This is a genomic window from Treponema denticola (genome assembly GCF_024181645.1).
In the GTDB taxonomy this organism is placed as follows: domain Bacteria; phylum Spirochaetota; class Spirochaetia; order Treponematales; family Treponemataceae; genus Treponema_B; species Treponema_B denticola_A.
On the sequence record NZ_CP058624.1, the window covers coordinates 2,664,033 to 2,685,749 of the forward strand.

At 36.8% G+C, this 21,717-nt stretch carries 20 protein-coding genes and 1 pseudogene; 15 read left to right on the forward strand and 6 right to left on the reverse strand.

The window, feature by feature from the left end; genetic code table 11:
* Positions 1-42: 42 nt before the first annotated feature.
* Genes HO345_RS12490 through HO345_RS12510 form a run of 5 tightly spaced genes read left to right on the forward strand, consistent with a single transcriptional unit; the run spans position 43 to position 2,930 of the window.
* Entirely contained in the window at positions 43-594 is a 552-nt protein-coding gene (locus HO345_RS12490) for a hypothetical protein (protein WP_253683185.1), read from the forward strand.
* Positions 595-620: 26 nt separating this feature from the next.
* Complete coding sequence (locus HO345_RS12495; RefSeq protein ID WP_253683186.1) at positions 621-1,073, forward strand: zinc ribbon domain-containing protein; 453 nt, start codon at positions 621-623, stop codon at positions 1,071-1,073.
* A gap of 11 nt (positions 1,074-1,084) precedes the next feature.
* On the forward strand, positions 1,085-1,930 hold the full coding sequence (locus HO345_RS12500) for a hypothetical protein (protein WP_253683187.1): 846 nt from the start codon (positions 1,085-1,087) through the stop codon (positions 1,928-1,930).
* Positions 1,931-1,933: 3 nt separating this feature from the next.
* Entirely contained in the window at positions 1,934-2,404 is a 471-nt protein-coding gene (locus HO345_RS12505; protein ID WP_253683188.1) for a DUF6884 domain-containing protein, read from the forward strand.
* Complete coding sequence (locus HO345_RS12510) at positions 2,373-2,930, forward strand: GIY-YIG nuclease family protein (RefSeq protein WP_253683189.1); 558 nt, start codon at positions 2,373-2,375, stop codon at positions 2,928-2,930. Before HO345_RS12505 ends, HO345_RS12510 begins: the two co-directional genes overlap by 32 nt.
* Before the next feature lie 107 nt (positions 2,931-3,037).
* Here the strand turns inward: HO345_RS12510 and HO345_RS12515 are convergent, their stop codons facing one another.
* Positions 3,038-4,054, reverse strand: a complete 1,017-nt coding sequence (locus tag HO345_RS12515) for an ABC transporter substrate-binding protein (RefSeq protein ID WP_253683190.1) — start codon at positions 4,052-4,054, stop codon at positions 3,038-3,040.
* Between the two features lie 155 nt (positions 4,055-4,209).
* Between HO345_RS12515 and HO345_RS12520 the strand changes: the two genes are divergently transcribed.
* From HO345_RS12520 to HO345_RS12535, 4 genes are read left to right on the forward strand one after another with little or no spacing between them, the layout of a single operon-like run.
* Positions 4,210-4,959, forward strand: coding sequence for an acyl-CoA dehydratase activase (locus HO345_RS12520; protein ID WP_253683191.1), 750 nt, complete (start codon positions 4,210-4,212; stop codon positions 4,957-4,959).
* Positions 4,956-5,756, forward strand: coding sequence for a hypothetical protein (locus tag HO345_RS12525; RefSeq protein WP_253683192.1), 801 nt, complete (start codon positions 4,956-4,958; stop codon positions 5,754-5,756). The genes HO345_RS12520 and HO345_RS12525 overlap by 4 nt, the downstream gene beginning before the upstream one ends.
* Before the next feature lies 1 nt (position 5,757).
* Positions 5,758-7,032, forward strand: coding sequence for a double-cubane-cluster-containing anaerobic reductase (locus HO345_RS12530; RefSeq protein ID WP_253683193.1), 1,275 nt, complete (start codon positions 5,758-5,760; stop codon positions 7,030-7,032).
* Complete coding sequence (locus tag HO345_RS12535) at positions 7,029-7,289, forward strand: putative Se/S carrier protein (RefSeq protein ID WP_253683194.1); 261 nt, start codon at positions 7,029-7,031, stop codon at positions 7,287-7,289. The genes HO345_RS12530 and HO345_RS12535 overlap by 4 nt, the downstream gene beginning before the upstream one ends.
* 47 nt (positions 7,290-7,336) lie before the next feature.
* Here the strand turns inward: HO345_RS12535 and HO345_RS12540 are convergent, their stop codons facing one another.
* The 4 genes from HO345_RS12540 to HO345_RS12555 form a co-directional block, all read right to left on the reverse strand.
* A complete protein-coding gene (locus HO345_RS12540) occupies positions 7,337-7,585 on the reverse strand; it encodes a putative Se/S carrier protein (protein ID WP_253683195.1) in 249 nt (82 codons plus the stop codon).
* Positions 7,582-8,754 (reverse strand): double-cubane-cluster-containing anaerobic reductase, encoded by a 1,173-nt coding sequence (locus tag HO345_RS12545; RefSeq protein ID WP_253683196.1) that lies wholly within the window; start codon positions 8,752-8,754, stop codon positions 7,582-7,584. Before HO345_RS12545 ends, HO345_RS12540 begins: the two co-directional genes overlap by 4 nt.
* A 190-nt stretch (positions 8,755-8,944) precedes the next feature.
* Positions 8,945-9,868 carry a selenium metabolism-associated LysR family transcriptional regulator gene (locus HO345_RS12550; RefSeq protein WP_253683197.1) on the reverse strand — a complete coding sequence of 308 codons (924 nt, stop codon included), beginning with the start codon at positions 9,866-9,868 and terminating at the stop codon, positions 8,945-8,947.
* A gap of 33 nt (positions 9,869-9,901) precedes the next feature.
* The gene (locus HO345_RS12555; protein WP_253683198.1) at positions 9,902-12,295 is read right to left on the reverse strand and encodes an adenylate/guanylate cyclase domain-containing protein; all 2,394 of its coding nucleotides are present in this window, start codon (positions 12,293-12,295) and stop codon (positions 9,902-9,904) included.
* A 355-nt stretch (positions 12,296-12,650) separates the two neighbouring features.
* Here HO345_RS12555 and HO345_RS12560 point away from each other — a divergent pair.
* Both HO345_RS12560 and HO345_RS12565 read left to right on the forward strand, forming a co-directional pair.
* Positions 12,651-12,892 (forward strand): annotated as a pseudogene (locus HO345_RS12560) (PD-(D/E)XK nuclease family transposase); the annotation flags it as partial.
* A gap of 143 nt (positions 12,893-13,035) precedes the next feature.
* A complete protein-coding gene (locus HO345_RS12565) occupies positions 13,036-13,449 on the forward strand; it encodes a hypothetical protein (protein ID WP_010694312.1) in 414 nt (137 codons plus the stop codon).
* Between the two features lie 55 nt (positions 13,450-13,504).
* Here the strand turns inward: HO345_RS12565 and HO345_RS12570 are convergent, their stop codons facing one another.
* Complete coding sequence (locus HO345_RS12570) at positions 13,505-16,501, reverse strand: TOTE conflict system archaeo-eukaryotic primase domain-containing protein (protein ID WP_253683199.1); 2,997 nt, start codon at positions 16,499-16,501, stop codon at positions 13,505-13,507.
* 302 nt (positions 16,502-16,803) lie between these two features.
* Here HO345_RS12570 and ptsP point away from each other — a divergent pair, with 302 nt between their 5' ends.
* The 4 genes from ptsP to HO345_RS12590 are packed head-to-tail and all read left to right on the forward strand — an operon-like array spanning position 16,804 to position 21,706.
* On the forward strand, positions 16,804-18,588 hold the full coding sequence (gene ptsP, locus HO345_RS12575; protein WP_253683200.1) for a phosphoenolpyruvate--protein phosphotransferase: 1,785 nt from the start codon (positions 16,804-16,806) through the stop codon (positions 18,586-18,588).
* Positions 18,575-20,005, forward strand: coding sequence for a ribosome biogenesis GTPase Der (der, locus tag HO345_RS12580; protein WP_253683201.1), 1,431 nt, complete (start codon positions 18,575-18,577; stop codon positions 20,003-20,005). The genes ptsP and der overlap by 14 nt, the downstream gene beginning before the upstream one ends.
* A gap of 2 nt (positions 20,006-20,007) precedes the next feature.
* Positions 20,008-20,325: a MerR family transcriptional regulator gene (locus HO345_RS12585; protein ID WP_253683202.1), complete on the forward strand. Its 318-nt coding sequence runs from the start codon at positions 20,008-20,010 to the stop codon at positions 20,323-20,325.
* A complete protein-coding gene (locus tag HO345_RS12590; protein WP_253683203.1) occupies positions 20,318-21,706 on the forward strand; it encodes a small ribosomal subunit Rsm22 family protein in 1,389 nt (462 codons plus the stop codon). Before HO345_RS12585 ends, HO345_RS12590 begins: the two co-directional genes overlap by 8 nt.
* The last annotated feature ends 11 nt before the right edge of the window (positions 21,707-21,717 follow it).

The window sequence follows — 21,717 nt, forward strand, 5'->3', positions numbered from 1 at the left end:
ATTGATTTTTTAATACTAGTTTAATGATAAAGGAGTATTACCATGGGTGTATATAAAAAAATTACGTGTTCGATATTTTTAATTCTATTCGGCATTTCTCTTTTTGCTGAACAAAACTGGTGGGAAGAAGAAGATTTTTCTTATACTCAAGATAAAATTAAGTATGAGCAAATATTTTCTACGCGGAATGATAAGAAAATTACGGAAGCTAAAATCATTGCGTTGGTGAAAGAAAAAATGAATGGCTACCTTAAAAATTTATCGCATTGTGCGCATGAATGGATGATATATGATGAATCATATAAACAGCAAAACAAATGGGAGCTACGGGTAATGAAACTCTCTAAACCGAATTTTACAGGCTATGATATATGGTTTTATTTTTCTAACGGGGTGTTTTTATTAAGGTTTGCCGATGACAGATTTTTATCTACCGTATTTGAAATCGGTGCTAGTGCAAAACCGATAAATACGGACACGGAAGACAATATAGTAAATGCCTTATTGGACTGCCAATTATCATCAAGGAAAATGTGGATAAAACATGGATTAAAACCGAAAGGATTTTTTCCGATGAAATTTATGCTTGAGTAAACTGTATTTATAATGTAAGGAGAAATATGATGCTTACAAAACTGCTTGTAAAATGTTATAAATATTTGATGGAAATTTTTGCATGGGCTTTTTTGATAATTGCGGGTATTATAGGAGGTACACGCGGTTATGACTATGCAAATAAAATCATCGGCAATGACGAGTTTTTATATAGTTTTTTAGGTGCCATTAAATTTATTGTGATTGCCTTTTTAATAGAAGCTGCAATAATACCTTTTTTTGTGATAGTGTTTAAAATATATGACATATTATGCGAAAATTTACCTGCAAAAGGAAAAACCGAATCTCTTACTCTGGTAGAAAGAATAAATAATACGGAGAGAAGCAATAATATAAAAATAAACAAAGATGAAACTCCAATGGTGTCTTGCTCTTCTTGCGGTGAAAATATGAAAGTGTCTGATAGAGTCTGTCCAAAATGCGGTAGTAAAAATGAGTTATTCGGGGTCCAATTATAGGAGGGGTAATTATGATTGTCAAAATTAAGATACGAAAATTTTTATCTTTTGCAATATTTCTTTTTCTCTATAGTATTGTAACGGCATTCTTATTTGCCGGTGAGAAAGTATATCTTGAGATAAAAATTAATGGAGAAGAAATCGGTAAATGGGTAGAGCTCGTATCTATTGATGAATATGACAGTAAAGGAAATTTACTGCATACTAAAGTATACGGAGATTACAGTCAGTATGAATTTATCTACGAGTATGATTCAAAAGGAAAGTTGATAAATACAATATATATTAAACCTCAACAGAATGGTGATTTGTATAAAAGTAAAATATGGTATCGCTATGATAAAAAAGGCAATAAAATTTATTCTAAAGATTCCGAAGGTAAAGAAGTTTGGTATGAGTATAACAGTAATAATAAAGAAATACATACCAAAGACTCTGACGGCAATGAAACGTGGTGCGAGTATGACAGCAAAGGAAGAATGATCTATCATAAGGTCTCTGGCGGATACGAGTACTGGTATCAGTATGACAGCAACGGTAATATGGTATATGAAAAAGATAAAAAAAATCATGAAATTTGGAATGAGTATGATAGTAATAATAATCTAATACACAAAAAAGATTCCGATGGATATGAAATTTGGTTTGAATATAATATTGAATTGCGAAAAATTTCATATAGTAAAGACAGTGAGAATAATGAATCTTGGTATGAGTACGATAAATATGGGAATACACTTACTCATGTGAATAAAAGGGAAAAAGATTCTACCAATGTTTATGTTCATAAACTTGAATATCACAAAGATGGAAAGACTTTAAAAAAAGATACCTGTTATTGGTATGAAAGGAGATGAGTTATGAGTAAAATAATTGGGTTAATTGCTTGCAGCAGTACTAAATTAGGAAAAGACAGCCCTGCCGAAAAATATTTGGCTAAAGATATATATAAAGGGCACACCTTTATATTATCAAAAGAAGAAGGATTTAAAAAATACAAGTGTGAAGAATGGCATATTCTATCCGGAAAATACGGACTATTAGATAAAGACGAACATATCTCATATTATAATCTTTATTTGGGAAAACAATCGGCAGAATATAAAAAGAAATGGGCGGAAGATGTGTTGAATAAATTAAAGTCAAAGTATGATTTAAAAAACGATATATTCTATATTTTTGGCGGTAAATCATACTATGAGCATTTAATGCCTCATTTAAACTGTGTTGTTTTTAGGTATAAAAATAGTAATTGTATTGATTTGGATAAAAAAAACGAATATAGGAACGAAAAGCCTCATGATAGTAAAAGCGATAGAATTAAGAAATAAAGAAAATTTACAAAAGATAAAAAAAGTACCGGGATATTATAAATGGTGGGCAAAACGAACTGAATTGGATATTATCTTAACCGAACTTAATGTCAAGTTTGATGATATAAAATCCTCAATTGAAACAAAGTCGGGAATGTTTTGTATATATGTCGGTATTGCCGTAAAAGAATCTATTAGAGATAGATTAAATTGGCATGTCAATGACAAACATACGGAAAGCAGTGTAAAATATGGAACATTATCAACTCTTAGACAAAGTATAGCCAGTATACTTGTGCATAATCAGTATGATAAAGAAGCTACGGATAATTTTATTGATAAATTGGAAGTGGAATATTTTTTTAATGATAATCCGATAAAATCTAGTGATGCAAAAAATGAGTTGACCGATATTGAAAAGCAGTTATTACAAGAACATTTGAGAGTTTTAAATATTAGGGATAATAATCATCCTTGCGCAAAAGAAATAAAAAAAGAATTAAAACGGCTTAGAAAAATAAGTAAAAATACGGCTATAGCTTGAAAAGAATTATAAAAAATTCTGAAATCAAAATAAATGCATCGAACAAAGGTATTTTATAAAAAAACTAATCACCGATTTTTATATTAAACCGGTGATTAGCATTTGTTTTAGTTTTTCGGTCTTAACGAAGCAAATTTATCTAAGATTCTTTGCCTGTCTTTTCCGAAGCTGCTTAAATCTTCCTTTATAAGTTTATCTTTCGGCAAGCCTAATGAAAGACCCTTAATGCCCGGCTTTACAATCTGAGCGGAATCTTTTCCATCAAGCCTTGCGATAATTTCCTGAGCTTCTTTTGTAAGCATAAAGTCGATAAAAGCCTTTGCCGCATCAAGATTCGGACATGATTTAAAGATTGCAGTTCCTTCCGGTACCCACGGAATTCCGTCTTCGGGATATACTACGGTCAGGTTTTTGTCGTCGGCAAGTTTAAAAGCCTTTCCATCGGCGGGAATAATGCCCACTGCAAATTCGCCTTGAGCCGTTTTTTCTTGCGGATCCTTTCCTCTCTTTCCCAAGAACGGAATATTTGCGTTTATTTTTTTCCAATAATCCCAGCCTTTTTCTTCACCGAAAAGATCGAGTAAGCCTTTTACCGCTCCGTAGTTTGTACCTGAAATTGCAGGGTCGCTCATAATAACCTCTCCCTTGTATTTGGGGTCTGCAAGCTCTGCCCAAGTTTTGGGCATGGGAAGTTTTTTCTCGGCTAAGACATCCTTGTTTCCGATAAAGCCTACAACGGTAATTCCTTTTGCAATCCATGCTCCGTCAGGGTCCTTATATTGAGCCGGAATATCTTTTGAGTTGGGAGAAACATAGTTTTCCAAAAGTCCGTCAGCCTTTGCAGCCATAAAGGCATCAAGTCCGCCGCCGAACCAAACATCGGCCATAGATTTTCCTTCGGCCCTTGTTCTTGCCAAAACTTCTCCGCTCGACATCGAAAGAAATTCAACTTTTACATTTGTCTTTGCTGTAAATGCATCAAAGAGCTCCTTGTAAGCACTTGTTGCAACCACATTCAATGTTTTTCCCGAAAGGTCTTTTGACTCTTTTTCGGAAGAACCGGCTGCAAACACAATGGAACTTGCAAGCAATAAAAATAGTGCAGCAAAAATATTTTTTTTCATTTTGCCCTCCAAAATTATAATTAGATATTTTAAGATACTATGATATTGCAAAAGAGTCAATATAAATTTTAATAAATTCATAAATTTTATAATATATCTATTGACTTTTTATTTTTTATGTAGGATTATAGATACCACACGGAGAACTTGTGAGTATGCACTACATAGGAATAGATATCGGTTCAACGGCAACCAAAACCGTTATAATGGATGAAAATAAAAAAAACATTCTTTATAAAAATCGTATACCCAGCGGATGGAACAGCAAGGAAACGGGAGAGGCTGTCTTGGACTGGATAAAGGAGACCTTGCAAAATAAGGACTTTAAAATAACCGCCACAGGTTATGGAAGAGTGAGCGTTCCTTTTGCTGACAAAACCTTAACCGAAATTTCCTGTCACGGAAAGGGGGCTCACTTTTTGGCAAAAAAAGATGTAACCGTAATTGATATCGGCGGGCAGGATACAAAAGTCATTGTTGTAAAGGACGGGCTTGTAATTGACTTTATCATGAACGATAAGTGTTCGGCCGGTACGGGTAAATTTTTGGAGTTAATGGCAAACAGGCTGGGCTTGAGCTTACAGGAAATAAGCGAGTACGCAGCGCGTGGAAACGATTTAAACCTTTCTTCCGTATGTACTGTCTTTGCCGAATCTGAAGTAACCTCCCTCATGGGAAAGGGAAGTCCCCGCGAAGATATTGCAAGGGGCGTTATCAGTCAAATAGTTTCAAAAGTAGTTTCATTAGCAAACAGGAAACCGCGTTCCGATCTATATTTTTTAACAGGCGGCTTTAGTTCAAACAACTACATAATAGGCGAAATTTCAAAAAAACTTGAAGCTCCCGTTTTATCGGATGATTTGGGAGCCTTTGCCGGAGCAATAGGAGCCTGTATATTATCATGATAGATATTTCGTTTTTGGAGAATCTTAGACGTGAGGCATACGTCGAAGCTGCCGAAAATTATTTATCCTCATCAAATGTTATAGGAATCTTCGGAGAAAATTTACCTCTTGATATTCTATATGGCTACGATCTATTGCCCGTACCTTGTGAAGGAACCGATTCTGCAATTTTTAAATTCGGTAATATGGAAAATGTATGCGATGTTATAAAAAGTTCCGTAATTTATTTAAAAACCGATAAGTGTCCCATTCTTTTTTCGTGCAGCATGTATTTAATAGAAAATACATGTACTCATTTTTTTAATAAGCTAAAAGAAAACACCGATAAAAAAGTTCTTTTATATAAAAATAAATCTGAATTGGAAAAAGCCATACAAGAAGTTTACGGAAAAAAGTTTGATAATTTAAAATACCTAAAAGCAAAAGAAATTTTATATTACATTGAAAGTGTTTTAAAAAAAATAGATGAGTATTCAGACCTCAGTGCTGAAGAAGCTTTTTTGCTGCGTTATTATACGCCTTATATTTTAGACCTTGAAAGAAGAAAAAAATATTTTGATGATATTTGCAGCAGTATAAAATTTAAAACCGAAAAAAATATAATTCAAAAAATTTTTGCCCTCTGTCCGAGGGGTTCATATAAAACAATTTTAAAGGAGGTGAAAAAAAAAGCTGATATTAATCCTAAAAAAGAAAATAGAGTTATACGCCTTTGCCGAGGCTGGAATAATGCGGATTACGGATATAAATATTGTCCGTATAAATATAATATGAACGTAATGTACCAGGAGGATTAAAATGGCAGATTACAGAAAAATGTGGGAAGATCTGGGTATGGATGTTAAAACCCACGACTTGTTATGCGAGGCTTTGCCCGGCGCATTTGGAGATGTCTACTTGGCTCAAGAAAACAGACCTGAGGGAATGGATTTTTTCAACATGGTTGTAGCAGACATTCACGGTATTCGTCCGCAAGAACTTGTGGATTTTCAAAAGGAAGGAGGAAAGGTTGTAGGTTCCTTTTGTATTCATGTTCCTGATGAAGTAGTAATTGCTGCAGGAGCCATTGCAACAGGCCTTTGCAGCGGTTCACAATTTTGGGTTCCTGATGGTGAAAAATTTTTACCTACGGCAACTTGTCCCCTAATTAAGGCTTCGCTGGGAGCCCGTTTTGGAAAGACCTGTCCTTTCTTTAGAATATGTGACTTGTTTGTAGGTGAAACAACCTGTGACGGAAAAAAGAAAGCTTGGGAAATTTTGGCAGAAGATGCACCCATGCATATTATGGACATTCCCCAGATGAAAAGGCCTCAGGATTTTGAAAAATGGGCTTTAGAAATCAAGGGCTATATTAAAAAGCTTGAAGAACTTACGGGAAATAAAGTAACTCCCGAATCTTTAAAAAAGGCAATCGAAATTGTAAACAGCAAAAGAAAGGCCTTACAAAGATTGAATAATTTTAGAAAGCTGGAAAACATTCCTATTTCCGGAAAGGACGTTTTACTGATTCATCAAATTGCCTTTTACGATGATCCTACCCGTTTTGTAACAATGGTAAACAAGCTCTGTGATGAACTTGAGACACGAAAAAAGCAAAACGTTTCCGTCTTCAAAAAAGGAACAAAGAGAATTCTTTTGACGGGAACTCCGCTTTCAATTCCAAACTGGAAAATTCATCACATAATCGAAACTACAGGAGGAGCTGTTGTTTGTGAAGAGATGTGTACCGGAATAAGATACTGTGAGGCTTTGGTTGATGAAACGGGAACCACAATTGATGAAATGGTTAATAACTTAACAAAAAGGTATTTGGGAAATATAAACTGTGCTTGTTTTACCCCAAATAAAGAAAGAATCGATGATATTATCCGGCTTGCAAAAGAATATAAGGCAGACGGTGTTATCGATTTAAATTTAAAATTCTGTAATATCTATGATACGGAAGGATATTTTGTCGAAAAGGTTTTACGCGAACATAATATTCCATGTTTAGGCATTGAAACGGATTATACCGATGAAGATGCAGAACAGCTAAAAACCCGTATCGGTGCTTTTATAGAAATGTTAAGATGATGAAAAATTATTACGTTTTTTTGCCCGATTCAAAAACAGCTCTTAAGCTTTACGGTCTTATAAAAAAAGAAGGCATAAAGTGTACAATGGCTCCTACTCCCAGGGAAGCTGATGCTTGCTGTGGTGTAAGTATTCTCTATTATGATTTTTCCGACACGGATAAAATTAAGGAGATAATCGAAGAAGAAGGCATTAAAATAAGTAAATTTTGGGAAAGTGAAAAAGCTTTTAATCCCGAAAGAAATAAATTTTGCTGATTCTTTAGGGAACGCCGTAAAGAATAATTCTTGTACGGCGTTTCTTTTTATGCTTTAGGACTTATAAGTCCATTTTCGTATATTACTTCAATCAAAGTCTCATAGCTGATGCCGTTTTTACTTATCCAGTTTTCGACCTCGCTTTTTTTTAAGTTTTGAAAGAAACATGCAAAACCGCAGCCGGCTTTTAAAAAGCCCGGTATTGGAACCAGCTTTGCATTTATAGGGTCAGCCTTTATCATTGAGTCGCATTGAATCGCTGCTGTTGTCGTTCCAAAGGTAATTATATAATTCATTTTAGTTTTTTCCTTTCTGAAACAACTTCCAAAAAGGCCTCGAGTCTTGTTACAAATTGTCCCGCATCCTCTTGCGAATAATCCGATTCTATGTGAATGTATGGAAGACCTTTTTGCATGATGTGTTTTCCTACCGTGTGAGCTTCAAGGTTGAAGGTGTGGCAGGCAACCAAGGTACATTCGATTACGGCATCGGCCTTGTAGTGATCTAAAAGATAATCCAAATCCTTGAGCCTTCCGGGATTTGGACTCATAACGGAACAGTTTGTTTTAAGATACTTTTCGGCAATAGCCTCAATCGGATCCCTTGCGGGGGCTTCATCTACAAATTCCATGTGGGTGCGTAAACCGGAACAGCTGTCATAACCTACGATTACGGCTCCCAGTTTTTCAATTTGTGCCAAAATTTTTTCTTTTACGCCTCCCAGAGGACAGCCCGTAACTAAAATCCTCGGGCGTTCATCCCTAGTGCCTTTTAAATTCTTTTCCCAATATTCTTTTAATTCTTTTGTGCGTTTTACTATCTCGGCATTTTTCTGCTGTATATCGTATTGAAAACCAAAGGCTTCCTTTACATTAAACTGTTCCAAGCCTGAAACAGGAGAAGGGTCTAGGGCCGAAAGCTCAAAGAAATTTACAAGGTTTCTTCTTTCCTGATTGCAGTCCTTTATAGCCTTTCTTAAATCGGCTTCGGTTATCCTTATGTTATAAAATTCTTCGATTCTTTCCTTTAGTTTTTTTACCTCATCGGTCCAAAAGGGATAGGCTTTAGGATCAAGGTTATTTTGAGGAAGATGCATTACATAGGTAGGCTTTATATCGTTTAAAAGTTCGAACATCTTTTTTTTACCGTCACAGGTAGTTTCTCCCACAATAAAATCGGAAAAATAAAAAAACGGACAGGTGTCGGTTATGGCATGTCCGTAAGAAGCCTTTATAAGAGGACAGAGGTTTTTAGGTAAATCACGCTCGGCTGCGCTTATGGGTTTTTCACTTGTTGCACATAAAGAAACGGGAACGGCTCCTGCTGCATATACAAGCTCAGTAGGTACATAGGAACAGTAAAGGCCGATAACCTTGCCGCCTGCATCTTTTAGATTTTTTAAAGCTAAAAATTTTTTCTGTTGAGCTTCAGCCAAGCTGTCAAAGCCCTTAGGCAAATTGTTCATAATCATACTCCAAAATGATTTAGATTGAGTTACTCTATATTTATTATAATATGTTAATATTTATTAAAAAAAATTACAAGTAGTTGAGGTAAATAAAATTTTATTGTTATTTTATATTGACAAAACAGGTGAATTGTGTTAGAAGATATATAAATTATTTTTTAAAGTTAAGATATCTGCTCGAGTCCTCTTAAACATCTTCAAAATTTTTAAGTTCTTTTTTTACCTTAAAACATTCAGTGCAGTTTAAAAAGTCTTTGATATGGCTTGCGTAGTTTATTTTTTTATTCCATACCAGATAGATATTGCGGTATTGATGAGGAACTTCTCCTAATTCAAAGGCTATCAGCTTTTTATTTTTTACCATGTCTTCAACAGCTATTCTCGATATAAAAGATGTACCCAAGCCTTCTGCAGTTAGTTGTTTTATTACCTCAGTGTCATTTATCGAAGCACTTATATTTATCGCATCTAAATCTATCTTTTGAGATTTTAAAATCAGCTCCATATTTTGCTTAACGGCCGAACCTGTTTCGCGGATAATAAAGGGTTCTTCGGCAATGCGTTTTAAGTTGGGGTTTGATTTTTTTAGCTTTTGATAGTACGCATTATTTGCAGTTATAAATACAAATTCGTCTTTATAGATAGGAAGAAACTCGCAGTTTTCGTCTTCTATTTTCATTCCGACAATGCCTATATCGACGGTATTTAGTGAAACCTTTTTTATTGTTTCAAGGCTGTTTTTTTCTTCAACCTTTATATAAATGTCGGGATGCTTTTTTTTAAACTCCCTCACTATGGAAGGAAGAAGGTAGCCTGCCGGAATGGTGGATGCCCCTATGGTTATAACCTTTCTTTCAGGATGAATAAATTTTTCTATTATTTTGTCCCTTTCAGCGAGGATAGTTTTTGCTTCGCCGTAAAGTTTATTTCCGGCTTCGGTTAACTTTAGCTCTCTTGTAGAACGCAAGAAGAGAGGCGTATCCAGCTCTTCTTCAAGCTGCTTTAAGGTAAGGCTGACTGTAGGCTGCGATATGTTCAACTCGCTTGCCGTAGTCGAAAAACTTAAATTTTCTACAAGTTTGATAAATATTTCAAGCTGTTTAAATTCCATAAAAACTCCTTTTCGGTTTAAATTGAGCCGGTTTTATTTTACGTTCATTACAAAAACGCCGCTCCATTTTGGTTTCGGCGGAGAAACTTGATAGTGGGCAACTCTTTTTAAAAAGACCTTGGAGGGTGCATCATTATATTTTTCTGCACATTCAGAAAAATATTTTTCGGCATGCTTCCATTTTCTTTTTCTATAGTAGGCGAGTCCTGTTTCAAATAATTTTTTTATATCATAAAGTTTTTCAGTTGTAAGTTTTTCTGTAGGCTGAAGGATTTCATAAATACGGACAGCTTCAGTTTTTCCCTTAACTGCAACAAAATCAAGCTCTCTGCAAATAAAATCTTTGCTTAAATTTTTATAAACATCTTCCGAGATAATCGACTTTGAACCGTATTCTTTGTTTGCTCCTTCAAGACGGGCTGCAAGGTTTACCGTATCTCCTATGGATGTAAAATCTTTGCGGGTTTTGGAGCCGACGGGACCGAATACTACAGGCCCTGAATTAATACCTATTCCTATTGAAACTAAAGCCGAACCTTCTTTTAAAGCTGCCTTCTGTTCCCTCCTCATTGCCTTGCGTATTTCCATAGCGGCCTTACATGCGTTGATTTCTTTTTTAGGTCCTGAGAAAAAAGCCATAATTTCATCGCCGACGTACTTATCTACATCTCCTCCGTTCTCGAATATTATCTTTGTTTCGAGATCGAGATAGCGGTTTAAAATATTGATTACCTCACGAGGCTGCATGTTTTCGCACATACTTGTAAAACCCCGTATATCGGTAAACAAGAAGCAGAGGTCCCTTGTGGTGCTTTTACTTGAAAGATTTTTTTCTGCATTTTGAATAGTATGAAAAGATACATAGGGTAAAATTCCGCGGATAAGTGAGATAATATTTTTTAACTCTATTGAAAGAGTTTTTATTTCGTCATGGGTTTTGATGTTTTCTTCAAAAATAAGCCGATCTGCTTCAACAGCTGCATTGCTCGAAATCATTCCGCGTAAAATATTTGCGGTTTTTCGTATATTCCCGCATAAGAAAATAATCGGATTTGCAATAAAGTCCGCCAAAAAAAGGACGATTATTATAGAAGCATAGAAAAATACAGCCGAAATTGAAAACACAAATACCTTTGCCTGAAAATAAGGACGGTCTAGAATTTCTTTAAGATATGTAACCACGGAAAAGCCTACGAGTCTTTGGCCCTCCTTACGGGTAAAGGTTACAGGATAGATATAAAGGCAGGTTCCTTTTTCGTTCTTGTAAATAGGTATACTAACCGTATTTTCATTTTTAAAATGTTTTATATAAAGGGCTGCATCTTCGGGGCTTATGCTTTTTTCTTCCTCCGGTATCAGCCGTACCTGTCCTGCAGCTGTAGTATAAGAAAATACGTCAAAAGAAGGAAGTTCGGTAGATTCATTGATTTCTTCAAGAAAAACAGGCTGCTTATTGCTTGTGGTTATTATATCGACCCTTTGGAAAGGAAAGGGCGAAGATAGATTGGTCTTTTTTATTCCTTCGAGGAATGCATTAATTTTAGCGTGAAGACCGTCCGAAAAGCTGTATATGGCCGCAACCTGCTCGGCTTGATTTTTTCCGGTTGTGTTGACATTTTGGGTAAGAAGCATGTTATAATTTCTTAAATCCGTGTAAATAAAGGTTGAAAGAATCACTAATATGGTAAAAAGAATAACTATTGTAATTTTTATTTTTATGTGAGATCTTCTATTTCTGTTTTTAAACTTGTTTATAGATTGTTTTAATAGTTTGTCTACAGAAAAGGCATCTTCTTGCATGGATCCGGAAGTATTTTTTAGTGCTTTTCCTTTTTGTTTTTTTAATTTGTCTATTATTCGTTTGTTTAACAGTTTTTTCTGTTCTTCCTCTTCTTTTAACAAGCGTTTATATTCCATATAGGATTCGTTTTGTCTTTTTATGGAAATTATGCCGTGTGCTATCAAAAAAGCATGAAAGATAAGCGCTATAAAAAAAGCAAAATATGTAAGAGGACTTAAAGAATAGAACCATCTGGGGGTGTTTGCAAATAAATTCATGCCGGAGATCGAGGCTGCAATATAAAGGCTTATAGGAACTAAGGCCGAAAAATAGACAACCTCCCGTGATATTTTTCTTTGGAAAATAGATATAAAGATGGTTATAAATGCTATAGGTAATAAAAACAGCAAAAGACTGCTTACATAAAAAAAGTTTAAACCTCTTTGTGCAAAGCCTGAAAATAAAACCGTTAATGGGTAAAGATTTACCGCTTTCTGCACGGTATTGAATAAGTCCATTTTAGTCATACTAAATGGCAAAAGCATCAGCCCTCCAAGAATTATAAGAGAAGCTATTTTGACCGTGTTAGGATGAAAATAAATTTTTTTTATCCGGTTAAGGATGTTATATAGGTCTTTTGTCATCATAGATAATAGTTTACACACTAAAAGCTTTTTGTCAATACAATGCTTTAGGGGAGGAAAACCCCTTTTTCGGAGAAAGGTGTTTTCCTCCCCTATGACCCCTCCTTTCGCCAAAATTCCGCTTAGGGCTCTGCCCTAAGAACCCGTATTGTTACCAAGGTTTTAGTCAATTCTTTAATTGAGTTTGAAATCAATAGAATTTTACTATTTATTGCAAACTTTTCGTACAATAATTATGAAAAGGGAGGAATTTTTCTTCTTTTAAAAAAATTATTAACGAGGCTTAATTATGGAAAAATTGTTTAAAATAACCCTCCGCAACGACTATGCTAAAATAATGCTCAGGATTTGAAAATCCTTGCGCTTATTTTTTTATAGGAAAACAAAGATGTTCTTCAGGATTTATTGGAGTGTATATTGGATATTCCCCCTGAAACAATCGCAGGCTTGGAACTTTTGGATAAGGAGTTTCATAAGGATTTGATAAGCGCTAAAACCGGAGTCTTAGACGTAAAATTACGCCTAAAGAACAACACAATTATCGACATAGAAATTCAAAACAGGTGGAACAGTGAGTTTGTTCAAAGAACAATCTTTTTTAACTATTGAAAAATTGATATTTATATGGTAATATTTTAATAAAGATAATGCTAAAAATTTACAAAATAAGACGGGTTCTTAGTGATTGCAAGTCGGTGTAGCAGTCCAAGCCTTAAGCGGTTCTTTTGAAGATAGGAGGAGATATGAAAAGAAAAATTATATTAATTATGGCCCTTACTATTTTGACTGTAGGTACTTCAGGTGTTTTTGCCGAAAAAGCAGGAACACTGAAAGACCTGCTGATGCGCTTGCCCGATGCGGCATTTTTGTCTACATTGAACGAAATAAAACGCAGCGATGGTCTCGATCCGCTTATTGAAGTATACGATGAGGAAAACCGCTACTTGAGTTTTAAAGCCGTAGGAGATGTCTACTACTGGGAAATGTGTTACTGGAATCTGAAAGGCGGCAAAGAAAAACTGATTTTAGTGAATTCAGACTTATTTCCGGCTTTTTATCTTTATAGCAACGGCAAAGTTTCCAAAACGGAAAACTTCGGCATTCGGGAGGTATGGAAAAAAATCGGAGGCTCTTCTATAGTAGGAGCTATGGGGTAAAACCTGTTGAGCATAAATCAAGAACCCCGATATTCTTGAGTCGGGATATGTCGGCTCATTTTATAATTTCCGCTTCTACAGCTGATGCGATTTCCGAATTGCAGATACGGATACTGCAATCTGCCTCTTCCGAATATCCGAGAAAGTTGATACTGCCGTACCATAAAATTTTTTCATCAAAAATAGCTAACCTTTGTGTAATATTCTCTTTCGCCGAAACTGCAGCTCCCGCCGTTTCGAGCATATTAATATACTGCTGTTGCTTTTTTCGCCGTCCTTCATCTTCATGCAGTTTTGTCATAATAAAAATTTTGCACCCGTTTGAAATAATTTTAGGTACGAGAGGTAAAAATTTTTGCACTTCCGTTTTGGAAAGGTACGGTGAATAAAGAATAGCCGATTTTTTTGCGTCCATGCAGTCTTGAATAAAATCGGTTGTGTAGTCGTTGGCGGAATATAGCTTTGATGGTACTTCTTCTTTCTTACCTGAATCGAAAACCGGCTTTATCGTATAGCCGAGCTGCTTATACCCTTTAAGCCGATTCCGGTACATTCTATCGAAAACCGGAAGACGAAAATCGACATAGTCGAAAATTAACACTTCTTCTTTTCCTGCGAAATTTCTGTGCAGGCGGCCGCAATATTGCGCAAGAGTACCCTTCCAGCTAAACGGCATTGCAAGCATAAGCGTATCAAGCCGCGGATTGTCAAAGCCTTCTCCGGCATACTTGCCTGTCGCGAGCACTATAAGCGATTCAGAGGCAGGAACTTTGTTGAGTATTTCCAACTGTTCTTTTTTTTGTTTTTGCGTTCCTTTTCCTGTAATCATGATGACATTGGCAGCTGCATCTTTTAGATTTTCTTTTAGCAATTTTAAATGTTCTATCCTATCGGAAAGAACAAGCGGCGTTCGTCCTGCTTTGACGGCGGTTTGTACATCTGAAACGATTAATAAATTCCATGATTCCGCTTTTATCATTTCGGAATAATAATTTTGTATTGATTGTTTTGAATTTTCTTCATTTTCTGCGGTGATATGAAAATTCGTAAAACGCGGGATAAAATAATGCTCAAAGTTTTGCACGCGGTTCATCTGCTTCGTAGTCGTTGCATAAAGAATCTGCCCGCACTGCATAAAGATAATCTTTTGCCGGCCGTCACGGCGTACAGGTGTTGCGGTCAATCCGTATACATATTTTGAGCGGAAGCTCTTTACAAGATTTTCCGTTCCGAAGGCCGATACATGATGGCACTCGTCGACGATGAGCATACCGTATGTATGCCGCCGCGGTTTTACCGCATCCGAATTTTTTTCCGTAAGAGATTTAATAATTGCAATATCGATAATTCCCGTAGACATATCTTTTCCTGTAGCGATCGTTCCCGCTTCGTAATTCAAAAATCGCTTGACGGCCTTTTTCCATTGTTCCAAAAGGGTGTGCGTTTGCACAAGAATGATCGTATTCGTTTTCCGTTCCGCAATGAGAGCAGCGGCAGTTACCGTTTTTCCAAAGCCCGTTCCGGCAGATAAAATACCGATATCCGATTTGAGCATAGCTTGCAAAGCCGCCTTTTGTTCCGCATACAGTTCCGCACTAAAATCGACTTCAATGCGCATACCCTCTTCCCTGTCGTCCGTTATTTCATAGTGAGAATTGCAATCGTTTAATAATTTTTGAATCTGATCGATATTGCCGCGAGGCAGCAGTAAAGCATTTTCGGTTTCGCCGGAACAATCGATATAGCGCGGGATATTATACAGCGGAAGACGCATGTGAAGATTTTTAAAATATTCGGGATTTAAGAAAACCGCCGTCCGTCGGAAAATACCCAGAGCCCGCTCCGAGATTCCGGTTTTTGTAATTTCGATTTGATTTGAAAGCGTAATGTACACAGCCGAAGAAAAATCTTTTTGTGTAAGTTGTACATTTTTCGATGCCGGATTGTTTGATTGCTTGTTCTGATTGATTGGATTGTTCGACAGTATTCCGGAAATTTTATATGCTGTTCTGTCTTTGGCAATATCGTCTATTTTATTGATTCCGCAGTCATCACATCCGTTCGGCAAAAAGTTATGTACGACTTTTGTGATTTCTATACAGCATGTTTCCAGATCTTTTGCCGATAATTTTTTGACGGAACTTAAATAGGCCCATTGATCATTGAACGGAATAAAATCTTCATCTACGAAAACGGAATATTTATTTTTTACTGCCTGTCCTTGCAGCGGCAAAGCGATTAAATTGCCGTAGCCGCCTTTCGGTATTGAATCCTGATTAGGAAACATTCGGTCGAATGATTCAAACGGCAGAGAATGCCGCTCATTCATCGCAGCCTGTAAAATCAACATTCCCAAATTGCGAGCCCGTTTTGCGCTAATGTTTTCACTGAAAAAAATCCAAAGATGAGCCCCTTTCCCCGAACGTGATATTTCAACCGAAACGGGAATAGAAAATGCCGCACAGGTTTTACATACAGCGGCCGCATCTTTTTTCCATGTATCGGAACTTCCCGTGTGTGAATCAAAGTCAAGCGCTAGAAATCGGCATACATCTCCTTCCATAAGCGGGTATAAACCGACAACATCGCGGCAGGTGCTATCTTTTCCGGCTAGGTGATTAAAAATATACCGATCGGAAAGCGGTACGTGAAGTTTAAAAGGACAGGCTGCACAGGCATATTTTTTCATATCGCATTTTCCCGTTTTCCATTTGTTTTCGCAAACCGGCGAATAACCGCTTTTGTTTGATTTTGCATTGTACCATCGCAGGGTAAATACATCCTGCCGGCCGACAAAGAGAGATGTATACAAATTGATTTTTTCCTGTGCCGTGCTGTTTCGATTAACAAGAGCATTCGCCGCTGTCTGCAGTATTTGCTGTTTGTCTGCGGCAGCCTCGTTTTTGTTTTTTGTCGTTTGAACGGCGGCTTTTTCTTCAAGGGTAAACCGAATATCTTCATGGGCATTTGCAAAAGAATGGATTAATGCGATAAGTTCTTCATGAGAAAGCGTTTTTAAATATGATAAAACTACGGGTGATATGTCGGGCATATCTTGTACAAATTATGTATCGGTCTATGATGTAAAAAAATAAATAGAATGATGCCTTGAGATAATAGCAATGGCTTCTTTATTTGAACCTTTACACATATCCCAATCCCTATGTTTGAAATCTCAACTAAAAAACCATCAAAACCTTTGTAAAAACACTGGGTTCTTAGGGCAGAGCCCTAAGCGGTTCTTTTGAAGATAGGAGGGGTTATAGGGGAGGAAAGAAACTTTTATCCGAAAAAGTGTCTTTCCTCCCCTAACAAGTTGCCAATCCCCTCGTTTTCTACTATAATAAAGACAGTATGAAAAAACTTAACGGACTCATAGCCTCCGACGGTTTAGCCGCCGGACCGCTGTATTGTATAATGGAACAGCCTGAAACGGTGATTCCTTCTTATTCCATATCTGAAAATGAAATTGATTTGCAAAAATCGAGATTGACCGGTGCCGTGGAAAAGGCAAAAAACGGACTTTCTGAATTAATTTCTTCATCATCTGATGTAGAAAAAAACGAAAATGACAAAACCGGTGAAGATATTATATCAACCCACATTCTTATGCTGTCGGATACGGCCTTTTTGGATTCCGTTTTTGCCGATATCGAAAAAACAAGGATGAATGCCGAGTTTGTTTTAAAAAGAAAATTGGACGAAACCGTTGCAATGTTACAAACAGCCGGAGATGAATACCTTAGTGCCAGAGCTGTAGATATTCAGGATGCTTTTGAATCCGTTTTTGTTCATCTCCTTAAGCAGGGAGCAAGGGATTCCCGATTTACAAAGGTTCCAAAGGGTGCGATTATTGCAGCCAAGCTGATAAAACCCTCCGAGGCTCTCTTGGTAAAAAATGCGGGAGTGAGCGGTATAATTATGGAAGAGGGCGGCGTTACCAGCCATATTTCGATTATGGCCCGTGCTTGGGATATTCCCATGCTCGTAGGTGTAAAAAACTGTATGGATTTTGCCCGAACCAATATGCCAGCGGCTCTCGATGCGGACGGGGGCTTTGTTTTATTTAACCCTTCCAAGACTCTTATAAAAGAATATGAGAGCCGTATTGAAAAAAGAAATGCTGAAATTAAGGAACTCTTAGAAGCTCAAAAAAATTATACTGAGCGTCTTTCAATCACAACAAAGGATGGAGTTAAGGTTTCGGTAAATGCGAATATTGCCTTCCCCGAAGAAATTGAAAATAAATTCGTTACCATATCAAACGGCATAGGTCTTTTTCGCTCCGAGTTTTTATTTTTAGAGGACGGTAAAATTCCCGATGAAGATACTCAGTTTGAAGCCTATAAAAAAGTTGTTGAAGCTATGGGCAAAAAGCCCGTAATTATTCGAACCTTCGATGTGGGTGCCGATAAGATGATTGATGAACAGGAAACCTTGCGTGAAAAAAATCCCCTTCTCGGCTGGCGGGCTGTCCGCTATTGCATAGAAAGAAAAGAAGTATTTAAAACTCAAATAAAGGCTATCCTGCGGGCCGGAGTATTCGGAAACGTTTTTCTTTTGATTCCGATGATTTCAAACATTGAAGAAATTATCGAAGTTAAAAAAATAATCGAAGAATGTAAACTTGAATGTAATGCTGCCGGGAAAAAAATAATTGAAAAGGTTAATGTCGGAATTATGGTTGAAGTTCCCTCCACGGCTGTAGCTGCCGATCTCTATGCTCCGCACTTGGATTTCTTTTCTATCGGAACAAATGATCTTATTCAATACACGATGGCGGCAGACAGGGAAAACACAAAGGTTGCTTATCTTGCAAATTATTTTGAACCGGCTGTTTTGCGGCTTATCAAAAATGTTATCGATGCACAAAGGTTTATAAAAGAACAGGTAGGACATTTGGTTTCTATGTGTGGAGAAATGGCCTCGCATGAAGATGCCGCTTTTTTACTTTTGGGAATGGGCTTGAGACATTTCAGTATGCCTGCCGGGAAAATTTTAAAAATGCAAAAGTTTATGCAGTCCGTAAATGTCAAGGATGCGGAAGTCTTATATGAAAAAATTAAAAATTTAAATTCTGCATCTCAAATAAAAGCAGAGGTACAAAAAACATTGGAGAAATATTATGCCGAAAAATAAAGATGAAATTATTGATGAAGAAAATATAAGTCCGGATAGCTCGGAATTTTCTCATCAAAAAAAATATAAAAACATTCCTTTGATAGCCATTGTAGGCCGTCCCAATGTCGGCAAGTCTACATTGTTTAACCGCTTTTTAAGAAAACGCCGTTCCATCACCGATCCGACTCCCGGCGTAACCCGCGATCCTGTTGAAGCACAGGCGATTATAAACGGCCTTCCTGTTATGCTTGTCGATACGGGCGGCTTTAAACTTACAAGGAGCGGTGATGCGTTTGAAGATACGATAGATGAACTTGTCATGGAAAAAACTATTTCCACCTTAAAAAAAGCCGACAGGATTTTGCTTCTTCTCGATGCAGGTCTTGCAACTGCGGAAGACGAAGAGTTTATTCAATTTTTGCGGCCATATTTTAATAAGCTGGTTGTTGCCGTCAATAAGACCGAGGGCGGAAGACTCATGGCGGAGGCTTGCAACTATTATTCTTACGGCTTTAAATCCTTGACCTGCATAAGTGCCGAGCATGGCGATAATATTTCGGATCTGGCTGAAGAGTTGACAGCCGGTCTTGATTTTAGCAAGGTAGAAGAATTTGAAGAAGATGATACAATAAGAATTACGATTGTCGGTAAACCCAATACGGGAAAGTCAACCTTGGCAAATTATCTTACAGGTTCTTCCGCTTCGATAATTTCAAATGTTGCAGGAACTACCCGCGATATTGTTGAGGGCGAATTTTCTTATAAAAATAAAAATTTTTTTATTCAGGATACTGCGGGAATAAGGCGCAAGGCAAAGGTCAATGAAGATATAGAATATTATTCCGTAGTGCGTGCAATTAAAAGCATGGATAATGCCGATATAGTTTTTCATTTGATAGATGTTCAAGAAGGCTTAACAGAACAGGATAAAAAAATTATAGTGCAGGCTACCAACCGCAGCCTCGGCGTTATCTTTGTTTTAAATAAATGGGATTTGATGGAGCAAACAAAAAAAGCTTTTAAGGATGAAGAAGAGCGCATAAAAGTTATGTTCGGCAAAATGGATTATGCTCCCGTACTTGCTATTTCGGCAAATGAAGGAACGGGAATTAAAGAGCTTTTAAACACGGCCGTCAAAATGTTCGAGCAGCTAAATAAAAAAATAGAAACATCGGCTCTAAACATTGCCTTAAAAGATTGGCTTCAGGCTGCTCCCCCTCCGCAAGGCCGCCAAACAGCCTTTACCTTTAAATACATTGTGCAGACAGGTTCCCGTCCGCCTGAATTTTTGTTATTTTCAAACAGGCCCGATTATGTAACCGAATCTTATATGAGATATATTCAAAATAAAATCAGAAGCGATTTGGGTTTTGAAATGATTCCTATCTTGCTTAAAGTTAAGGGAAGCCGAAAACGCTGGGAAGAAAGGCTTTAGGAATGAAAGGTTTTTCGATAGGTGAAGTTGAAAAAATTACAGGGATAAAATCTCATACTTTAAGATATTGGGAAGACAATATTCCCATCTTGCAGCCTAAAAAAGATTTGGGCGGAAGACGTATCTACAGCTCCCATGATTTGGGAATCATCTATCGGCTGGATTATTTAATAAATAAAAAAAAGTACACGGTTGAAGGAGCTGCTGCCGAAATAATAAACCAAAGTGCAGCCCAAGGCTCCCTTACGGCTAAAATATCCGAGCTTAGGGATCAGCTTTTAGATATTTATGGAATTATACGGGAAGAAAAAAATGACTGAACAAAATAAACCATTTTACGAAAAGTTTGTAAAGAAGAATGAGGCAAAAATTCATCATCAAAAAAAGAAAGAAATTGATGAACCCCTGACCAAAGAAAAGAGGTCTGAAAAGAAAAATAATCGGGAAGAGTTTCCGGTAAAGATTGTAAAAACAAAAAATACCGGCAAAAATATTTTTAAAGAAAATGATGCGGACACAAAGGCTCTTTTAAATTCCTTTGATTTAATAATAAAGGATGCTCTAAAACTTTCTTCAAAGCAAGCTGCTTCGGTTCCAAAGGATATCCGCATCCTATTCCATGAGCTTACAAATGAAAGAAGCTCACGAAAAGTAAATTACCTAAATAATCCCGTAAAACTAACAGCCTATATTTACCACTATATGTGGTGGAACTTGGTGCGTATTTCAAAATTGATAGGTAATCTTGATTTTGATTTAAAGGACGGCGACATAATTGCAGACTTCGGCTGCGGGCCTATGACTCTTATGTGTGCTTTTTGGATTGCCAAGCCTGAATTGCGTTCAAAAAAACTTCATTGGTATTGTGCCGATATTTCGGGGAAGGCTTTGGCGGCAGGAGAGGCTTTGTTTAATTCTCTTTTTGCCTTTACAAATCAAAAAGCCGGAATAGAACAAACATCGAATTGGAAACTTACAAAATTAAACGGCAGCTTCGGTCTTCCGTTAAAAGAAAAGGTAAACCTTTTTGTAAGTGCAAATATGTTTAACGAAATATTTTGGGATTCTTCAATTAAGATTGAAGGTGAAGCTGAAAGAGCTGCAAAAACAATTCAACATTATCTTCAAAAGAATGGGGCGGCCTTGATAATTGAGCCCGGCATTCCCCTTGCCGGCGAATTTGTTTCTGCCTTGCGTAAAAACTTTATCGAAAAAAAATATAAAATCATTTCTCCCTGCCCACATTCAGAAATCTGTCCTATTCCCGGGAAAAAAATGTCTGAACAGAAAAATATAAAATATCCCATAGCCTCGGATAAGTGGTGTCATTTTTCTTTTTATGCAGATGATACCCCTCCAAAACTTGTTGAGCTTTCTGAAGCGGCAAAACTCGAAAAGACCAGGGCAAGCCTTTCTTTTATATATTGCAGAGGAGAAGAAAAAAAAGAAAAGCAGGCTGAGTCTAAAAAGGAAAAAAAAGATTTTCTTGCACGCATAAGCTCCGAAATAATAAAGCTTGGCGATGGAAAGATCGGCCGTTATGCCTGTTCCGAAAAAGGTTTTTTACTCTTAACCGAAAAAAAAAGCTCTCGGTCAAAGCTTAAAGAATATGTAGACGGCTCTCTTATAAAAATTGAAAACGAAAAAATAAACCGGTTCTTCCATGACAGAAAAACCGGTGCTTTGATTATTCAAGTTTAATTATAGTATTT

Bases quoted from the DNA above. Each gene is read 5' to 3' on its own strand.
- HO345_RS12490 (WP_253683185.1), top strand. From the start codon at position 43: ATGGGTGTATATAAAAAAATTACGTGTTCGATATTTTTAATTCTATTC.
- HO345_RS12495 (WP_253683186.1), top strand. From the start codon at position 621: ATGATGCTTACAAAACTGCTTGTAAAATGTTATAAATATTTGATGGAA.
- HO345_RS12500 (WP_253683187.1), top strand. From the start codon at position 1,085: ATGATTGTCAAAATTAAGATACGAAAATTTTTATCTTTTGCAATATTT.
- HO345_RS12505 (WP_253683188.1), top strand. From the start codon at position 1,934: ATGAGTAAAATAATTGGGTTAATTGCTTGCAGCAGTACTAAATTAGGA.
- HO345_RS12510 (WP_253683189.1), top strand. From the start codon at position 2,373: ATGATAGTAAAAGCGATAGAATTAAGAAATAAAGAAAATTTACAAAAG.
- HO345_RS12515 (WP_253683190.1), bottom strand. From the start codon at position 4,054: ATGAAAAAAAATATTTTTGCTGCACTATTTTTATTGCTTGCAAGTTCC.
- HO345_RS12520 (WP_253683191.1), top strand. From the start codon at position 4,210: ATGCACTACATAGGAATAGATATCGGTTCAACGGCAACCAAAACCGTT.
- HO345_RS12525 (WP_253683192.1), top strand. From the start codon at position 4,956: ATGATAGATATTTCGTTTTTGGAGAATCTTAGACGTGAGGCATACGTC.
- HO345_RS12530 (WP_253683193.1), top strand. From the start codon at position 5,758: ATGGCAGATTACAGAAAAATGTGGGAAGATCTGGGTATGGATGTTAAA.
- HO345_RS12535 (WP_253683194.1), top strand. From the start codon at position 7,029: ATGATGAAAAATTATTACGTTTTTTTGCCCGATTCAAAAACAGCTCTT.
- HO345_RS12540 (WP_253683195.1), bottom strand. From the start codon at position 7,585: ATGAATTATATAATTACCTTTGGAACGACAACAGCAGCGATTCAATGC.
- HO345_RS12545 (WP_253683196.1), bottom strand. From the start codon at position 8,754: ATGAACAATTTGCCTAAGGGCTTTGACAGCTTGGCTGAAGCTCAACAG.
- HO345_RS12550 (WP_253683197.1), bottom strand. From the start codon at position 9,868: ATGGAATTTAAACAGCTTGAAATATTTATCAAACTTGTAGAAAATTTA.
- HO345_RS12555 (WP_253683198.1), bottom strand. From the start codon at position 12,295: ATGATGACAAAAGACCTATATAACATCCTTAACCGGATAAAAAAAATT.
- HO345_RS12565 (WP_010694312.1), top strand. From the start codon at position 13,036: ATGAAAAGAAAAATTATATTAATTATGGCCCTTACTATTTTGACTGTA.
- HO345_RS12570 (WP_253683199.1), bottom strand. From the start codon at position 16,501: ATGCCCGACATATCACCCGTAGTTTTATCATATTTAAAAACGCTTTCT.
- ptsP (WP_253683200.1), top strand. From the start codon at position 16,804: ATGAAAAAACTTAACGGACTCATAGCCTCCGACGGTTTAGCCGCCGGA.
- der (WP_253683201.1), top strand. From the start codon at position 18,575: ATGCCGAAAAATAAAGATGAAATTATTGATGAAGAAAATATAAGTCCG.
- HO345_RS12585 (WP_253683202.1), top strand. From the start codon at position 20,008: ATGAAAGGTTTTTCGATAGGTGAAGTTGAAAAAATTACAGGGATAAAA.
- HO345_RS12590 (WP_253683203.1), top strand. From the start codon at position 20,318: ATGACTGAACAAAATAAACCATTTTACGAAAAGTTTGTAAAGAAGAAT.